The sequence below is a fragment of the Micromonospora coerulea genome (assembly GCF_016598485.1).
GTDB lineage: Bacteria > Actinomycetota > Actinomycetes > Mycobacteriales > Micromonosporaceae > Micromonospora > Micromonospora coerulea.
This window is the reverse complement of record NZ_JAEMUW010000023.1, coordinates 62850-79759: the sequence shown is the minus strand read 5'-3', so window position 1 is coordinate 79759 and position 16910 is coordinate 62850. Positions and strand designations below refer to the sequence as shown.

Genomic DNA, 16910 nt, shown 5'->3' with positions numbered 1-16910 from the left:
AGCTATGACATTTCCGATTCGGAAATGAGAAGAATTCATAAACGGGCGAGGGGGTCGAGGGGTGGTGACGCGGCCCACGCCGGGATCCGCTGTCCCGGGCGGCGGCTTCCCGGCAGGATCGCGGACATGCGTGGTCAGCTGATCGGAACGCCGCCGTCCGGTGCCGGGAACGAGCCGGCGCCGGCCGCCGGGGCGACCCCCGCCGGGACGCCGCCAACCGGCGCCGCCGGCCCCGTCGCCGGCGCGACGGACCCACACGAGCCCGACCTCGGGCACCACGGCGACGTCGAGGCCACCCCCGGGCTGGTCGACCTCGCCGTCAACGTCCGCCGGGCCCCGATGCCCGACTGGCTGGCCGACCCGGTGATCGCCGCCCTGGGCGACCTGGCCGCCTACCCCGACCCGGCGCCGGCCCGCGCGGCCGTCGCCGCCCGGCACGGGCGTCCCCCGGAGGAGGTACTGCTCACCGCCGGCGCCGCCGAGGGGTTCGTGCTGATCGCCCGGGCGCTGCGGGACGCCCGCCGGCCGGTGGTGGTGCACCCGCAGTTCACCGAGCCGGAGGCCGCGCTACGAGCCGCCGGCCACCGGGTCGAGCGGGTGCTGCTCGACCCGGCCGACGGCTTCCGCCTCGACCCGGCCCGGGTGCCCGCCGACGCCGACCTGGTGATGATCGGCAACCCCACCAACCCCACCTCGGTGCTGCACCCCGCCGCCGCGCTGGCGGCGCTGGCCCGGCCGGGCCGGGTGCTGGTGGTCGACGAGGCGTTCGCCGACACCACGCTCGCGCCCGGCGTCGAGGGCGAGCCGGAGTCCCTGGCGGCCCGCCGTGACCTGCCCGGCCTGGTCGTGGTCCGCAGCCTCACCAAGACCTGGGGGCTGGCCGGCCTGCGGATCGGCTACCTGCTCGGCGAGGCCGGGTTGCTGGCCCGGTTCGCCGCGGCCCAGCCGCTCTGGGCGGTCTCCACCCCGGCGCTCGCCGCCGCCACCGCCTGCGCGAGCCCGGCCGCGGTCGCGGCCGAGCGCGCCATCGCCGCGCGGCTCGCCGCCGACCGCGACCATCTGGTCGCCCGCCTGTCCGGCCTGCCCGGGGTACGCATGGCGGGCCACCCGGCCAGCGCGTTCGTGCTGATTCACCGACCCGGCGCCGACCGGCTGCGGGAGCGGCTGCGCGAGCGCGGGTGGGCGGTGCGCCGCGGCGACACCTTCCCCGGGCTGGGCCCGGACTGGCTGCGGATCGCGGTCCGCGATCCGGCGACGACCGACGCGTTCATCGGCGTGCTGGCGGAAATCCTGGAGGCATGATGTTGGAGTCCACCGTCGCGGCGATCGGGCCGCTCGACGAGTCGGCCATGGCCGCCGCCCGCGAGCTGCACGGTCGGCTGACCAAGCCGGCCGGCTCGCTCGGCGCCCTGGAGCCCCTCTCGGTACGCCTCGCCGGCCTGGCCGGGGGCTGCCCGCCGCCGCTGCCGGAGCCGGCCGCGGTGGCGATCTTCGCCGGGGACCACGGCGTGCACGCCCAGGGGGTGACCCCCTGGCCGCAGGAGGTCACCGCGCAGATGATCGGCAACTTCCTGGCCGGCGGCGCGGTGGTGAACGCGTTCGCCCGGCAGGCCGGCGCCTCGGTCACCGTGGTCGACGTCGGGGTGGCCACGCCGCTCCCCGTCGACCCGGCCGCCACCGCGGCTCCGGGTGACACCACTGCGCCGACCGGGCCGCGGCTGGTCGCGGCCAACGTGCGCCCGGGGACCCGGGACATGACGGTCACCGCCGCGCTCACCCGGGACGAGGCCCGCGCGGCGGTGGAGACCGGCATCCGGATCGCCGACGAGCTGATCGACGCCGGCGCCGGGATCCTGCTCACCGGGGACATGGGCATCGGCAACACCACGCCGGCCGCCGCGCTGATCGCCGCCTTCACCGGCGTCGATCCGGCGCAGGTGACCGGGCGGGGCACCGGGGTGGACGACGAGACGTACCGGCGGAAGGTCGACGTGGTGCGGGCGGCGCTCGACCGGCACGCGCCCGACCCGGCCGATCCGCTGGGTGTGCTGGCCGCGGTCGGCGGGCTGGAGCACGCCGCGCTGGCCGGGTTGATCCTGGGCGCCGCCGCCCGCCGGGTCCCGGTGCTGCTGGACGGCGTGATCGCGGTCAGCGCCGCCCTCGCCGCCGCCGCGTTCGCCCCGGACGCGGTCGGCGCGATGGTCGCCGGGCACCGCTCCGCCGAGCCCGGCGCCACGGCCGCGCTGCGCCACCTCAACCTCGACCCGCTGATCGACCTCGGGCTGCGCCTCGGCGAGGGGACCGGTGCGCTGCTCGCGCTGCCGGTGGTCACCGGCGCGGTCCGGGTGCTGCACGAGGTGGCCACCTTCGATTCGGCGGGAGTGGCCGAGAAGTGAACGCGCGGAGCGAGCGAGCCATCCGACCCGGGGGCGCGGGGCCGCGCGCCGCCGCGCGGCGGCGCGAGGCGGCGGCGTGAGCGGCAACCCGTATCCGCTCGGCCTGCGGCTCGCCGGCCGTCGGGTGGTCGTGGTGGGCGGGGGAGCGGTGGCCACCCGGCGGGTGCCGGCGCTGCTGGACGCCGGCGCGGACGTCCTGCTGGTGGCGCCGGAGCTGACCCCGGCGCTGCGCGCCCACGTCGACGCGGGCCGGTTGCGCTGGGAGCCGCGCCGGTTCGCGCCCGCCGACCTGGACGGCGCGTGGCTGGTCCAGGCCGCCGTCAACGACCGCGCTGCGGCCGCCGCGGTCAGCGCCGCCGCCGTCGAGCGTCGGATCTTCTGCGTACGCGCCGACGACCGGGCCGCCGCCACCGCGTGGACCCCCGCGGTGACCCGGCACGGCCCGGTCACCGTCGCCGTGCTCGGCGGCGGCGACCCGCACCGCGCGATGACCGTCCGCGACGCCGTCCGCGACCTGCTGTCCGCCCGGACCGGCCTGCCCTCGCCCGCCGCTGGGACGGCCCCCGGCGCCCGGGAGGGGGCCACGCTGCCCGCGTCGGGGGACGCGACGCGCCCCGACGCCGGGGCCGGCCCGGGCCCGGCCGGCACCGGCCGCGCGGCGACGACCGTGGGCGGGGCCGATGCGCTCCCGGCGGGCCCCGGTGGTCCCCTTCCGGGCGAGGTGCGGCCGGTCGGCCGGGTGGCGCTGGTGGGGGCCGGGCCGGGTGATCCGGAACTGATCACGGTGAAGGGCTGGCGGTTGCTCACCGAGGCCGACGTGGTGGTCGCCGACCGGCTCGTGCCCGGGCTGCTCCTCGACGAGCTGCGCCCCGACGTCGAGCTGGTCGACGCCTCCAAGATCCCCTACGGGCCGTCCCGCGCCCAGGAGGAGATCAACCGGATCCTGGTCGACCGGGCGCTGGCCGGGCGGTTCGTGGTCCGGCTCAAGGGCGGCGACCCGTACGTCTTCGGGCGCGGCGGCGAGGAGCTGCTGGCCTGCGCGCAGGCCGGCGTCCCGGTGACCGTGGTGCCCGGGGTGACCAGCGCGATCGCGGTGCCCGCGGTGGCCGGCGTTCCGGTCACCCACCGGGCGGTGGCGCACGAGTTCACCGTGGTCTCCGGGCACGTCGCGCCGGACTCGCCGGCCTCGCTCGTGCGGTGGGAGGCCCTCGCCGGGTTGCGCGGCACCCTGGTGATCCTGATGGGGCTGAAGAACCTGGCGGCGATCACCGCCACCCTGGTCGGCCACGGCAAGGATCCGGCGACGCCGGTCGCGGTCGTCCAGGAGGGCACCACCGGCGCCCAGCGGACCCTCCGCTCGACCCTGGCCGACGCGGCGGCCGACGTGGCGGCCCAGGGGCTGCGCGCCCCGGCCATCGTGGTGGTCGGCGACGTGGTCGGTGCCCTCGACGTCTGAACGCGTCACCGGCGGCACGAGGTCCGCCGGCCGGACAGACGGCGGCGGCCGGAGAGCGAGGTCTCCGGCCGCCGTCCGTGCTCAGGTCACTGCTTGAGCATGTTGTCCAGCAGCAGGGCGCAGCGGATCAGGCCCAGGTGGCTGTACGCCTGCGGGTGGTTGCCCAGGCCGCGCTCGGCGAGCGGGTCGTACTGCTCGGGGAGCAGCCCGGTCGGGCCCGCCGTGTCGATCATCAGGGCGAACAGTTCCTCGGCGTCGGTCTGCCGGCCGGTGCGCAGGTACGCCTCGATCAGCCACGCCGTGCAGATGTGGAAGCCGCCCTCCCGGCCGGGCAGGCCGTCGTCCCAGTGGTACCGGTAGACGACCGGGCCGCTGCGTAGATCCGCCTCGATCTTCAGCACGGTGGACAGGAAGCGCGGGTCGTCGCCGGGGAGCAGCCCGGACAGGCCGATCCAGAGCGAGGAGGCGTCCATGTCCTCGTGCCCGTACGCGACGCTGTACGCCTCGGCGTGCTCGTGCCAGCCGTACTCCAGCACGTTGGCACCGATCCGGTCGCGCAGCTCCGCCCACTCCGGCCGGTCCTCGTGGCCGTGCTGGCGCACCACGTGCAGTGCCCGGTCCACGGTCATCCAGCACATGACCTTGGAGAAGATGTGATGCCGCGGGGGGAGGCGGGCCTCCCAGATGCCGTGGTCGGGCTCGTGCCAGCGGCGGCGGACCGCCTCCACCATGTTCTCCAGCACCCGCCACTCGTCGTCGCGGACCGAGCCCCGGGCGTCGGCCACCGCGGCGATCAGGTCGGCCACCGGGCCGAACACGTCGAGCTGGAGCTGGTGGTTGGCGAGGTTGCCGACCCGCACCGGCCGGGAGCCGGCGTATCCGGGGAGGGTGTCGATGACCGCCTCGGCGCCCAGTTCGTACCCGTCGACGGTGTAGAGCGGGTGTAGCCGCTCCGGGTGCCCGCCGGTGCGCTCGATGACGCCGTCGGTCCAGCGCAGCAGTGCCTCCGCCTCCTCGGTCGACCCGAGATCCACCAGCGCGCGGGCGGTCAGTGCCGCGTCCCGCAGCCAGCAGTAGCGGTAGTCCCAGTTCCGGACGCCGCCCAGCTCCTCGGGGAGCGAGGTGGTCGCCGCGGCGAGGATGGAGCCGGTGGGCTCGTGGCAGAGCCCGCGCAGGGTCAGGGCGCTGCGGGCGACCAGGTCCCGGGCGGTGCTGGGCAGCCGCAGCCCGGCCACCCAGTCCTTCCAGGGCTGCTCGGCGGCGGCCTGGCGCTCGTGGATGGGCACCCGGTGGTGCTCCAGGCTGTGGGTGCCGAAGCGCAGCTCCAGCACGATCTGCCCGCCGGCGGCGCGCAGGTCGACGACAGCCCGCGCGCTCTCGGTCACCCCGTCGCTGGTGACCTCCCACTCGACGCCGGGGGAGTAGAGCGCCACCGGCTCGTTGGAGCCGAGCACCAGCAGGCCGTCGTCCAGCGGCTGGAGCTGCACGGCGACCTGGCCGAACTCGGGACGCGGGGCGAACTCGATCCGGGTCCGGCCGGTGCCGCTGAGCACCCGGACCAGGGCCGAGTCGCCGGTGACGACCGCCGGACCGTCCGGCGTGGTCTCGGCCGCCGGCAGGTCCAGCCAGTCGGTGACGGTGAGGCCGGACCAGCGGGTCTCCACGGTCATGGTGCCGCTGCGGTAGCGCTGGCCGAGCGGGATGCCGCTCCGCTCGGGGCCGACGGTGAAGTGCCCGGCCGGGCTGCCGCCGACCAGGTCGGCGAAGATGGCCGCCGAGTCGGGCTTCGGGTGGCAGAGCCAGGTGATCTTCGCTTCCGGGGTGACCAGCGCGACCGTACGCCCGTTGGCCAGCATCGAGTGCCGCTCGATCGGCACCGCCCGCTCGCCGAAGAGCCAGTGCCGGCGGGTCTCCAGCAGCAGGCCCAGCGCCCGGGCCGCCTCGATCGGCTCGGCCACCCGCCAGCCGGCCTGGGTGTCGCCCGGGCCGATCTTGATGCCGACGTCCGGGCCGTGCAGGTTGGCGAAGGCGTTCTCGTCGGTCACGTCGTCGCCGATGAAGAGCACCGCGCTGGCCGAGAGCTGGGTCCGGAGCTGGTCGACCGCGGTGCCCTTGTGGGTGGCCACCACCGACAGCTCGATGACCTCCTTGCCCTGCGTGACGGTGACGCCGTCCCAGGTGGCGGGGCCGCTGCGGACCGCCTCGATGGCCGCCGCGGCGACCTGGGGCTCCACCCCACGGGTGTGCACGGCGACGCTCGCCGGCTTGCGCTCGAGGCGTACCCCGGGGTGGGCCGCGGCGATCTCGCGCAGCGCGTCGCGCAGCCGGGTCCGCACCGCGATCAGCTCCGGGGAGAGCCGCTCGACGAAGCCGATGTCGAACTCGGAGCCGTGGCTGCCGACCAGGTGGACCTCGCTGGGCAGTCGGGAGAGCGCGGCCAGGTCGCGCAGCGCCCGACCGGAGACCACCGCGACGGTGGTCTGCGGCAGCGCGGCCAGGGCGCGGACCGCCGCCACCGACTCGGGCAGCGGCACCGCCTTGCTCGGGTCCTCGACGATCGGCGCCAGCGTGCCGTCGTAGTCACAGGCGATCAGGAGCTGAGGGACCCGGGCGATCCGGCCGATGGCGGCGCGCAGCTCGGGGTCCATCACACCGCCGTGCGGGGTGGCGGGTGTGGGGGCGTTCACGCGGCCTCCGTATCGGGCACGCCGAGTTCGGTCAGGAAGGACTTGGCCCAGTGCCCCACGTCGTGGGTGCGCAGGTGGCGCTGCATTATCCGCATCCGGCGGCGGGCCTCGGGTTTCTCGACGTGCACGGCGCGCAGCAGCGCGTCCTTGACCGCGTCGGGGTCGTGCGGGTTGCACAGGAAGGCCTGGCGCAGCTCGGTGGCGGCGCCGGCGAATTCACTGAGCACGAGCGCGCCGCCCTGGTCGGCGCGCGATGCGACGTACTCCTTGGCCACCAGATTCATTCCGTCTCGCAGCGGGGTCACCATCATGACGTCGGCCGCGACGTACATCGCGGCCAGTTCGGAGCGACTGTACGACTGATGCAGATAATGCACCGCGGGCACCCCGACCCGTCCGAATTCGCCATTAATCCGACCTACTTCGCGTTCGACCTTGACGCGAAGTGCCTGGTAGTGCTCCACCCGCTCCCGGCTCGGGGTGGCGACCTGCACCATAACCGCGTCCGGGACTGTCAACTTTCCGTCAGCCAGCAGTTCGCGGAAGGCCTTCAGCCGCAGCTCGATGCCCTTGGTGTAGTCCAGCCGGTCGACGCCCAGGATGATCGTCTTCGGGTTGCCCAGCTCCTCGCGGATCTGCTTGGCCCGGGCCTGGATCGCCGGGTCCTCGGCCAGCCGTTCCATCTCCCGGGTGTCGATCGAGATCGGGAAGGCACCGGCCTTCACCTGCCGCCCGTCGACCTGGATCATCTGCCCCTCGTAGCGCAGCCCGAGCAGGTGCCGGGCCAGCCGGACGAAGTTCTGCGCCGCCAGCCGCTGCTGGAAGCCGACCAGGTCGGCGCCGAGCAGCCCGCGCAGGATCTCGGTCCGGAACGGCATCTGCATGAACAGCTCGATCGGCGGGAACGGAATGTGCAGGAAGAACCCGATCTTCAGGTCCGGCCGCAGCTCGCGCAGCATCGCCGGGACCAGCTGGAGCTGGTAGTCCTGCACCCAGACCGTCGCGCCCTCGGCCGCGACGTCCGCCGCGGCCTCCGCGAACCGGGCGTTCACCAGCCGGTACGCCTCGCGCCACCGGCGCTTGTAGGCCGGGGTCTCCACCGCGTCGTGGTACAGCGGCCAGATCGTCGCGTTGGACTGCCCCTCGTAGTAGCGCTCCAGCTCCTCGGCGCTGAGCGGCACCGGGTGCAGCCGGATCCCCTCGAGGTCGAACGGCTCGGGGGCGGCGCCGGTGCCACCGGCCCAGCCGACCCAGGTGCCCTGCTGTTCGGCGAGGACGGGATGCAGGGCGGTGACCAGCCCGCCCGGGCTGCGTCGCCACTGCCGTCCCTCGGGTGTGCTCACCTCGTCGACCGGCAATCGGTTCGCCACTACGACAAAGGAGCTACGGACGGTCACGATCGGCCACCTCCGGGTGCTGACGGGTCCACCGCGATGAGCGTACTGAGCGTAGCTGCGGCGTCTGGAGCCCCGTGCCGGAGTTCCCTACCCGTCCCACGCTCGCCGAACCCTGCCCGTGATCTTGTCGACAAACTCCTGGTCCGCGTACTCCGGTGGCGGGGTGATGTGGGCGAAGCGGGCCGTACCTGTCAGGATTGACGACGGTGTGCGTGCGGCCGGCCCCCGGCCGGCGGCGGTCGGCGGAAGTCCTGGCCCGCGCCCGCGCCCCACCAGCTCGCGATCGCAACCGACGGAGGTAGCCCGCACCGTGGCCCAGTTCATCTACGTCCTGGAAAAGGCGCGCAAGGCGCACGGCGACAAGGTCGTGCTCGACAACGTGACGCTGAACTTCCTGCCGGGGGCCAAGATCGGTGTGGTCGGCCCGAACGGCGCCGGTAAGTCCAGCCTCCTCAAGATCATGGCAGGGTGGGACCGGCCCAGCAACGGTGAGGCCCGGCTGATGCCCGGTTTCACCGTGGGCATGCTCGCCCAGGAGCCCGCGCTCAACGACGCCAAGACCGTGCTCGGCAACGTCGAGGAGGCGGTCGCCGAGACCAAGGCCAAGCTGGAGCGGTTCAACAAGATCGCCGAGCAGATGGCGACGGACTACTCCGACGAGCTGATGGAGGAGATGGGCAAGCTCCAGGAGGAGCTCGACCACGCCGACGCCTGGGACATCGACTCCAAGCTCGAACTGGCGATGGACGCGCTGCGCTGCCCGCCGCCGGACGCCGACGTGACGCAGCTCTCCGGCGGTGAGCGTCGCCGGGTGGCGCTGTGCAAGCTGCTGCTGGAGGCGCCCGACCTGCTGCTGCTCGACGAGCCCACCAACCACCTGGACGCGGAGAGCGTGCAGTGGCTGGAGCAGCACCTCGCCAAGTACGCCGGCACGGTGATCGCCATCACGCACGACCGGTACTTCCTCGACAACGTGGCCAACTGGATCCTCGAGCTGGACCGCGGCCGGGCCTACCCGTACGAGGGCAACTACTCCACCTACCTGGAGAAGAAGGCCGCCCGGCTGTCCGTCGAGGGCCGCCGCGACGCCAAGATGAAGAAGCGCCTCTCCGACGAGCTGGAGTGGGTCCGCTCCAACGCCAAGGCGCGGCAGACCAAGTCCAAGGCCCGGCTCGACCGGTACGACGAGATGGCCGCCGAGGCGGAGAAGACCCGGAAGCTGGACTTCGAGGAGATCCAGATCCCGCCGGGCCCGCGCCTGGGCAGCACGGTCATCGAGGCGCACGACCTCAGCAAGGGCTTCGGCGACCGGCTGCTGATCGACAACCTGTCCTTCTCGCTGCCGCGCAACGGCATCGTCGGCATCATCGGCCCGAACGGTGTGGGTAAGACCACCCTGTTCAAGACCATCGTCGGGCTGGAGCAGCCGACGGCCGGCGACGTCCGCGTGGGCGACACCGTCTCGCTGTCGTACGTCGACCAGGCCCGGCAGGGCCTGGCCGGTGACAAGACCGTCTGGGAGGTCGTCTCCGACGGGCTGGACCACCTCATGGTGGGCAGGGTCGAGATGCCGTCCCGGGCGTACATCGCCGCCTTCGGCTTCAAGGGCCCCGACCAGCAGAAGCCGACCAAGGTGCTCTCCGGCGGCGAGCGCAACCGGCTCAACCTGGCGCTGACCCTGAAGATCGGCGGCAACGTCATCCTGCTCGACGAGCCGACCAACGACCTGGACGTGGAGACCCTCTCCAGCCTGGAGAACGCGCTGCTGGAGTTCCCCGGCTGCGCCGTGGTCATCTCCCACGACCGGATGTTCCTGGACCGGGTCGCCACGCATATCCTGGCCTGGGAGGGCGACGACCAGGACCCCTCCAAGTGGTTCTGGTTCGAGGGCAACTTCGAGGCGTACGAGAAGAACAAGATCGACCGGCTCGGCGCCGAGGCCGCCCGCCCGCACCGGGTGACCTACCGCAAGCTCACCCGTGACTGACAAGTTCGTCTACCACTGCACGCTGCGCTGGTCCGACCTGGACGCGTACGGCCACGTCAACAACTCGCGCTTCCTCACCCTGTACGAGGAGGCGCGGGTGGCGTTGATGTTCGCCGGCGGCCGGGCGTGGGGAGTGGGCTCGTTCGCCGACGGGGTGGTCATCCGCCGGCACGAGGTCGACTACCTGCGCCCGGTCGACTACGCGCTCGGCCGGGCCAGCGCGGACGCGGCCCCGACCGTCCGGATCGAGCTGTGGGTGGAGGAGCTGCGGGCCGCCTCGTTCACCGTCGCCTACGAGCTGTACGACGGTGCGGTGCTCGCCAGTCGGGCCCGCTCGGTGCTCGTCCCGTTCGACCTGACCGCGCAGCGGCCCCGGCGGATCAGCCCGGAGGAGCGGGACTTCCTGCTCCGGTACGCGCCGACGGCGGGCGCCGCGTGACCGGGGCGGTGGAGACCGGGGGGCACGGGCTGCGGGGGGTGGCCGACGCGGGCGCCTTCCTGGCCCGGCTGGTCCGGTTGGATCCGGCCACCGTGGTCCGGCTCCGTCCGGCGCCCGACGCGGGCCGTACCGCCCTCTGGGCCCGGCTGCCCTGGGACGTGCTCGTGGTCCGTACCGTCGCCGGCGTCGCCCCCGGCGACGTCACCGTCGCGGCGGGGGAGCTGCTAACCGAGCTGGAGCGGGACGGCGGGGCGCTGCCGCGCCGCCGGGACGACCGGTGGCGCTGGCCGCTGCCGCCGACGACCAGCCGGGCGGTGGAGACGCTGCCCGCCGGGGAGCTGCGCCGGATCGCCGCGGCGGCGGCCGACGCCCTGCGCGAGGCGGCCACCCACGGGGTGGGCGGGCGCGCGGTGGGGCAGCGGGCGCTGCGGGACGCGCTGCTGGACCACGTCGCCGTGGTGGTCACCCCCGACGACGCGCCGGACGCCCCGGTCGAGGTGCCGCAGCGGCTGGTGCAGGGCCTGGTCCGGATGGGCTTCCTCGGCCCCGGCGACGTGCAGGTACGCCTTGCCGGCCGTTGGGTCGGCCTGGTCGGACCGTACGGCGCGGCGTGGTCACCGAAGGCCGTCGAGCTGAGCCTGACCCCGACGGCGAGTCACCCGAACGGATGACCCCGGATCGTTCTTCCGGGCTGGGGCGGCCGTTGGGGGGATGCCTCAACCCGGCTGTCCGGGTACCGTCCATCCTCGGATCCAACGCACCGTAGGCGACTGGATCCGCTGGGGAGTGAGGTGCGCGAGCGATGCCGTGGTGGTCATGGCGCCCAGGTCCCGCCGGCAACGGCGGCGATTCGGAAACTCGAAGCGGGATCACAGTGGATGACACCGTCCGGGTCGGACCACCGGCCCCCCGTCAGCCGGGGGACGACGCGCCGGCCGCCGACCGGCCGGTGATCACGGAAATGCCGGCCACCGTCGCGCCGGTCACCCTCCGCCGGGTCTGCGACGCGCTCGACCTGCTCGACGTGCGCTACCTGGCCGACGGCGACGGCAACCTGCTGGCCATGTGGGAACGGCACGCGGTGCTGGTCACCCTGGAGGGGCCGGAGGACGAGATCCTGGTGATGCGAGCCCGTCCACACGCGACGGTGCCGCCGGACTGGGCCGACCGGGCCTACCGGGTGGTCAACGAGTGGAACCACACCCGGCGGTTCTGCAAGGCGTACATCGGCGACCCCACCGAGCGCGGTCAGCTGCCCATCTACGCCGAGCTCCAGGTGCCGCTCGGCGCCGGGACGCACGACGCGCTGCTGGTCGAGATGCTCGACTGCGGCGCGGCGGTCGCGGCCACCTTCGTGGACTGGCTGCACGACGAGGGCGCCCTGCTCTGATCGCCCCGGCCGGGGCCGCCGGCCCCGGCCGCGGCGGGGTGGCCGCCGTCAGGCGTCGGCCGCCGGGTCCTCCATGACGTTGACCATGAAGTACGCGGCCCGCTCCAGGTAGTCCCAGAGCGCGCCGGCGAGCTCCGGCGGCAGGTCGAGCCGGTCGACGGCCCGCCGCATGTGGTGCAGCCAGGCGTCCCGCTCCGCGGCCCCGATCCGGAACGGCGCGTGCCGCATCCGCAACCGCGGGTGCCCGCGCTGGGCCGAGTAGGTGTTCGGGCCGCCCCAGTACTGCATGAGGAAGAGGGCGAACCGGTCGGCGGCGGGACCGAGGTCCTCCTCGGGGTACATCGGCCGCAGCAGGGGGTCGGTCGCGACACCGGCGTAGAACTCGTCCACCAACTTGCGGAAGGTGGGTTCGCCGCCGATCGCCTCGAAGAGCGTCGTCGACGTACCGGGCCGGTCGGATGCGCCTGCGGAAGTCACCGTTCCATCCTGCCAGGTGCTCCATGCCGGCCGGCCGGGCCCGGCGGGTGGGTCAGGTCACCGCGTGGCTGCGCCGACCCCGCTCGCCGGGCCGCTCGTCCGCCGTCCCCGCCGGCTGCACGGGCGGGCAGGGCCGGCGGCTCTGCGGGATCGTCGCGTCCGCCGTGGGTCGGCCGGCCGACTCGACGGCGGCGTCGACCGTCTCCCGGCTGGGCCAGGTCAGCGCCGCGGCGAGCATCAGCAGCACCCCGGCCGCACTCCACGTGCCCACCACGGTCGAGATGGCGAACCGCTCGGCGAGCAGCCCGGTGGTCAGTACCGCGATGCCCTGGATGATCTGGATCCCGCTGGCCATCACGCCGAACGCCCGGGCCCGGTAGCCGTCGGGCAGGGCCCGCACGAACAGCCCGTTGGCCACCGGCAGCAGGCCGGCCACGGCGAAGCCGCAGGCGGCGGCGAGCAACGCCACCACCACCGGTGGCGGGTTGAGCAGTGCCGGGACCAGCACCGCGGGGGCGAGCACGGCCAGCGGCCGCATCAGCGCGAGCCGGCGGTCGGGGGAGAACGCCCGGCCGACCAGCAGCCCGCCGAGGATGAAGCCGACCGGATTGGCCGCCATGATGACGGCCTGCGCGAGGCCGGTGCCCAGGTGGCCGCCGCTGCCCTCGGCGGCCCAGGCCGCGGCGAGGCCCTCCGGCACGATGGAGAAGAGCATCGCGCTGAACACCAGCACGGCGATGGACCGCAGCACCGGCCGGCCGAAGACGATCTGGAAGCCCTCGGCGGTCTCCCGCAGCAGGTGGCTGCGATGCGCGGAGGTCATCGCGGACGGCCGGTCCCGGACGCCGAGGCGGACCACGAGGGCCGAGGCGCCGAAGGTGGCCGCGTTGATCAGCAGCGCGGCGGTCGGGTTGACCGTGGCGATCGCCGCGCCGAGCAGGTAACCGATCACCTGGGCGGCCTGGCCGGTGCTGGCGTTGATCGACAGGCCCACCACCACCCGGTCGCCGGTGAGGATCAGCGGCATCAGCGCGGACCGGGCGGCCTGGCTCGGCGGGTTGGCCAGCGTGGTGCCGAAAAGCAGGGCGAGGATCAGCCAGGGCGGGTTGCCGGGGATGGCCACCAGCACCATCAGCGCCATCCGGATCAGGTCGCAGGTGACCATGACCTGCCGGTACCGGTGCCGCTCGGCGAGCGTGGCGAGCAGCGGGCCGCCGACCAGCCAGGGCAGGTAGCTGACCGCGAAGGCCGCGGCGGAGAGCGCGACCGACTCGGTCTCCCGGTAGACCAGGACGGTGACCGCGGCCTTGGCGATGTAGTCGCCGATCCAGGACAGGGCGCTGGCCGTGAAGACGGCGCGGTATTCGGGCTGGGCGAACACTTCACGGAAGGTGGCTGGGCCCTCCCGGGCGGGTCGCTCGTCGGACACCGTCGCCTCCATCGTTCCCCAGGGCGGGCCACTCGTGATGACCTGCTCGGGAACCGTCGTCAGATCTACGGATCAGCGAGGACACGAGCACGCTCCCGGGGGGAGCGTGTTGCACCGGATTCTGCCCGATCGTCTGACAACTGGCTAGGGCGAACGGGTCGATCGTCGCATCTCCGACTGAACGAACGGACGATACCCGAGGGGCCGCGTGGTCCGCGACCCCCGGATCGTCCGTACCGCCGGGACGGCACCCGCGGGTCTCAGGTGGCGCCGCCCGTGCCGGTCTCGCCCCGAACGGGCGCCGGGGCCGGCATCCCCGGGTAGAGCCGGCCGGCGGCGATCCGGGCGGTGATGCCGGAGTTCTCCAGCGCCTCGGCGAGCCGCCGGCGCAGCTCCCGGCCGATCGCGAACTGGCCGTCGGCGGTCGTCTTGACCACCGTACGGATCACCGCGCCGTCCACGGTGATCTGTTCGACGCCGAGCACCTCGGGCTCCTCGACAATCTGCGTGGCCAGCTCCGGGTCCATCGCCACCGACGCCGCCGCGGTCCGCAGCACCGCGGTCGCCTCCTCCGTGCCGGCGAAGCCGATCGGCAGGTCGACCACGACCAGCGCCCAGCCCTGGCTCTTGTTGCCGACCCGGACGATCTCGCCGTTGCGGATGTACCAGAGGACCCCCCGGCCGTCCCGCACGGTGGTGACCCGCAGGCCGACCGACTCCACCACCCCGGTCGCCTCGCCCAGGTCGACGGTGTCGCCGACGCCGTACTGGTCCTCGATCAGCATGAACAGGCCGGCGATCAGGTCCTTGACCAGACTCTGCGCGCCGAAACCGAGCGCCACCCCGGCGATGCCGGCGCTGGCCAGCAGCGGCGCCAGGTCGAAGCTGAACTCCTTGAGCACCATCAGCAGCGCGATGCCGAAGATGAACGCGGTGACCAGGCTCCGCAGCACCGAGCCGATCGCCTCGGCGCGCTGCCGCCGCCGCTCCGGCACGAACTGCTCCGGCTCGAGCGCGGCGCTGGGGATCCGCTCCCGCAGCGGCCGCAGCATGGTCGGCACCGCGCCCTCGGTGGTGGTCCGCACCAGCCGGTTGATCGTCCGGTGCACCGCCCAGCGGGCGACGACGGCGAGCAGCAGGATCAGGATGACCCGGAGCGGCTTGAGCAGGATCCAGTAGCTGCCCTCGGCGAACCAGACCGAGTTGGTGAGGTCCCAGGCTCCCTTGCAGAGCGCCTCCTGCAGGCATTCGGGACTTGGCGTCGGGCCGGGGCTGGGCAGGATCGGCTCGGCGAGGGGAATCAGGCTGGGGGTACTCACCCTGTCTTCGTACCGCAACGACGCTGGACGCCCGCTGTCGACCCTCCGGCCGTCCCGGCGGTGATCAACCCGGGCGGAACCGGTCAACTTGGCACGGGCCACGGCAGGTTCCGGTGGGTACCCCGGATTAGTGCGTGCAATCCGGGGTCCGATCAGGGACGATTGGCGCAACGGACGTCGGTGATCCGGCCGGTGTCGGTGCGGCTCCCCGCTGCCCGCGGGTGCGCGCCGGCACGACAGCGGCGGGAGCAGCTGGACCGGGAGGGTGAGCACGATGCCTGACATACGACCCACGGCGGGCTCCGGCGCGTTGGTCCTCAACGCCACCTACGAGCCGCTGTGTGTCGTGTCGGTGCGTCGCGCCGCGATCCTCGTCCTGTCGGCCAAGGCCGTCTGCGTCGCCGACGGCGACGGCGTCCTGCACAGCGCCCGCAACGCCCTTCCGGTGCCCTCGGTGGTCCGGCTGACCCGCTTCGTCCGGGTGCCGTACCGAACCCACGTCGGGCTCTCCCGCCGGGCGATCTTCGCCCGGGACGGCTGGCGCTGCGCCTACTGCCGGGGCCCGGCGGAGACCATCGACCACGTCTTCCCGCGCAGCCGAGGCGGCCGGCACGCCTGGGAGAACGTGGTCGCCGCCTGTGCCCGCTGCAACCACACCAAGGGTGACAAGACCCCGGCCGAGCTGGGTTGGCGGCTGCACAGCCTGCCCGCGGCCCCCAAGGGGACGGCCTGGCGGGTGCTCGGCCACCGGGCGCCCGACCCGCGCTGGGCGGACTGGCTCGACCTGCGCGAGCCCGAGGTGGCGGCCTGACCGCGGGTCAGGCGCGACGCGCCTGGACCAGGGACGCGTAGACCACCAGGTTGTCGGCGTACCCGGTCTGGCCGCCGACCCAGCGGCCGCCGCAGGTGATCAGGCGCAGGTTGGGCCGGCTGAAGTCCCCGAAGACCTCGTCGACGGGCAGCCGCTCCTTGCCGTACCGCTGCACCGAGGTGACCTCGAAGACGGCCACCGACCGGTCCGCCCGGGTCACCTCGACCCGGTCGCCGTCGTCCAGGTTCTTCAGCTCGTGGAAGACGGCCGGTCCGGTGGTGGTGTCCACGTGCCCGACGATCACCGCCGGGCCGTACTGGCCGGGGGTCGGTCCCTGGTCGTACCAGCCGGCCTCGCCGGAGCGTCCGACGTCCGGCACCGCGATGCTGCCGTCCGGCGCGATGCCGACCCGGTGCACCGGGGCCCGCAGGTCGATCCGGCCGATCGCGATGTCCGTCGGTGGGCTCGCCGGCAGCACCGGGAACTTCTTCGGCGGCGGGCGCAGGCCGGCGCTGAGCTGGTCCGGCAGCACGCTGATCCCGGTGACGCGTTCCACGCCGAGCATCGCCACGATCAGCACCATCAGCGCCGCGATCACCAGCACCGGGGCGCCCGGACCGCGTTGTCGCACGGACCGCCACCGGCCGGTCGCCGTTGCCGCCCGTACGGCCGCGGCGGACACCGGCCGGGCCCGTGGGTCGGTTGTGGGGACGCTGGCCGTGAAGGCGTGCCCGGCCGCGCGGGCGAACCGGCGCGCCGCCTGGGACAGCAACCGCGCCGCGGCCGCGCCGTGGCTCCCGGTCCGGCCGGGGTCCCGCCCCCGGCCGGCGGACGGCTGCGGGGGCTGCCGGCGCGGCGTGGCCGCGTCGACGCCGCGTCGCGTCGCCCGGTCGTCCCGGCCCCGCCCGGCCCCGACCTGGCGGCCCCGCGCCGCTCCGGTGATCCGGCCCAGAACCGTCCCGGCCCGGCGGTCGCTGACCGTCCCGGTCGGGCGGCCTCGTGCCATCCGGCCCCGCGCCGTCCCGGTGATCCGGCCCAGAACCGTCCCGGTCGGGCGGCCGCTGGCCGTCGCGGTCGGGCGGCCCAGAACCGTCCCGGTCGGGCGGCCCAGAACCGTTCCGG

The 16910-nt window shown here is 74.2% G+C and carries 14 protein-coding genes; 8 read left to right on the top strand and 6 right to left on the bottom strand.

The window, feature by feature from the left end:
- The first annotated feature begins 126 nt into the window (after nucleotides 1-126).
- The 3 genes from cobC (at nucleotide 127) to cobA (ending at nucleotide 3852) form a co-directional block, all read left to right on the top strand.
- The gene (gene cobC, locus I8N68_RS25655; protein WP_200215053.1) at nucleotides 127-1302 is read left to right on the top strand and encodes an Rv2231c family histidinol phosphate aminotransferase CobC; all 1176 of its coding nucleotides are present in this window, start codon (nucleotides 127-129) and stop codon (nucleotides 1300-1302) included.
- On the top strand, nucleotides 1302-2396 hold the full coding sequence (cobT, locus tag I8N68_RS25650) for a nicotinate-nucleotide--dimethylbenzimidazole phosphoribosyltransferase (protein WP_200215069.1): 1095 nt from the start codon (nucleotides 1302-1304) through the stop codon (nucleotides 2394-2396). Before cobC ends, cobT begins: the two co-directional genes overlap by 1 nt.
- Before the next feature lie 76 nt (nucleotides 2397-2472).
- Nucleotides 2473-3852, top strand: coding sequence for a uroporphyrinogen-III C-methyltransferase (cobA, locus tag I8N68_RS25645; RefSeq protein ID WP_200215052.1), 1380 nt, complete (start codon nucleotides 2473-2475; stop codon nucleotides 3850-3852).
- Between the two features lie 86 nt (nucleotides 3853-3938).
- On the opposite strand, the gene otsB is transcribed toward cobA, so the two are convergent.
- Together otsB and I8N68_RS25635 are read right to left on the bottom strand one after the other, a co-directional pair.
- Nucleotides 3939-6500 carry a trehalose-phosphatase gene (gene otsB, locus I8N68_RS25640; RefSeq protein WP_200215068.1) on the bottom strand — a complete coding sequence of 854 codons (2562 nt, stop codon included), beginning with the start codon at nucleotides 6498-6500 and terminating at the stop codon, nucleotides 3939-3941.
- A gap of 35 nt (nucleotides 6501-6535) precedes the next feature.
- Entirely contained in the window at nucleotides 6536-7936 is a 1401-nt protein-coding gene (locus I8N68_RS25635; protein ID WP_200215051.1) for an alpha,alpha-trehalose-phosphate synthase (UDP-forming), read from the bottom strand.
- Between the two features lie 310 nt (nucleotides 7937-8246).
- Here I8N68_RS25635 and ettA point away from each other — a divergent pair, with 310 nt between their 5' ends.
- The 4 genes from ettA (at nucleotide 8247) to I8N68_RS25615 (ending at nucleotide 11752) form a co-directional block, all read left to right on the top strand.
- Complete coding sequence (gene ettA, locus I8N68_RS25630) at nucleotides 8247-9923, top strand: energy-dependent translational throttle protein EttA (RefSeq protein WP_200215050.1); 1677 nt, start codon at nucleotides 8247-8249, stop codon at nucleotides 9921-9923.
- Nucleotides 9916-10362: an acyl-CoA thioesterase gene (locus tag I8N68_RS25625; RefSeq protein WP_200215049.1), complete on the top strand. Its 447-nt coding sequence runs from the start codon at nucleotides 9916-9918 to the stop codon at nucleotides 10360-10362. Before ettA ends, I8N68_RS25625 begins: the two co-directional genes overlap by 8 nt.
- The gene (locus I8N68_RS25620; protein ID WP_200215048.1) at nucleotides 10359-11033 is read left to right on the top strand and encodes a DUF8185 domain-containing protein; all 675 of its coding nucleotides are present in this window, start codon (nucleotides 10359-10361) and stop codon (nucleotides 11031-11033) included. The genes I8N68_RS25625 and I8N68_RS25620 overlap by 4 nt, the downstream gene beginning before the upstream one ends.
- Before the next feature lie 131 nt (nucleotides 11034-11164).
- A complete protein-coding gene (locus tag I8N68_RS25615) occupies nucleotides 11165-11752 on the top strand; it encodes a type III secretion system chaperone family protein (RefSeq protein ID WP_200215047.1) in 588 nt (195 codons plus the stop codon).
- A gap of 48 nt (nucleotides 11753-11800) precedes the next feature.
- Here I8N68_RS25615 and I8N68_RS25610 read toward each other — a convergent pair whose 3' ends face one another.
- The 3 genes from I8N68_RS25610 to I8N68_RS25600 all read right to left on the bottom strand — a co-directional run bounded on the left by I8N68_RS25610 (nucleotide 11801) and on the right by I8N68_RS25600 (nucleotide 14977).
- Nucleotides 11801-12229, bottom strand: coding sequence for a globin (locus tag I8N68_RS25610; protein ID WP_200215046.1), 429 nt, complete (start codon nucleotides 12227-12229; stop codon nucleotides 11801-11803).
- Between the two features lie 52 nt (nucleotides 12230-12281).
- Entirely contained in the window at nucleotides 12282-13670 is a 1389-nt protein-coding gene (locus tag I8N68_RS25605; RefSeq protein WP_200215045.1) for an MFS transporter, read from the bottom strand.
- 248 nt (nucleotides 13671-13918) lie between these two features.
- Entirely contained in the window at nucleotides 13919-14977 is a 1059-nt protein-coding gene (locus tag I8N68_RS25600; RefSeq protein WP_200215044.1) for a mechanosensitive ion channel family protein, read from the bottom strand.
- 274 nt (nucleotides 14978-15251) lie between these two features.
- Here I8N68_RS25600 and I8N68_RS25595 point away from each other — a divergent pair, with 274 nt between their 5' ends.
- Nucleotides 15252-15788, top strand: a complete 537-nt coding sequence (locus tag I8N68_RS25595) for an HNH endonuclease (protein WP_200215043.1) — start codon at nucleotides 15252-15254, stop codon at nucleotides 15786-15788.
- 7 nt (nucleotides 15789-15795) lie between these two features.
- On the opposite strand, the gene I8N68_RS25590 is transcribed toward I8N68_RS25595, so the two are convergent.
- Nucleotides 15796-16794 (bottom strand): class F sortase, encoded by a 999-nt coding sequence (locus tag I8N68_RS25590; protein ID WP_200215042.1) that lies wholly within the window; start codon nucleotides 16792-16794, stop codon nucleotides 15796-15798.
- Between the last annotated feature and the right edge of the window lie 116 nt (nucleotides 16795-16910).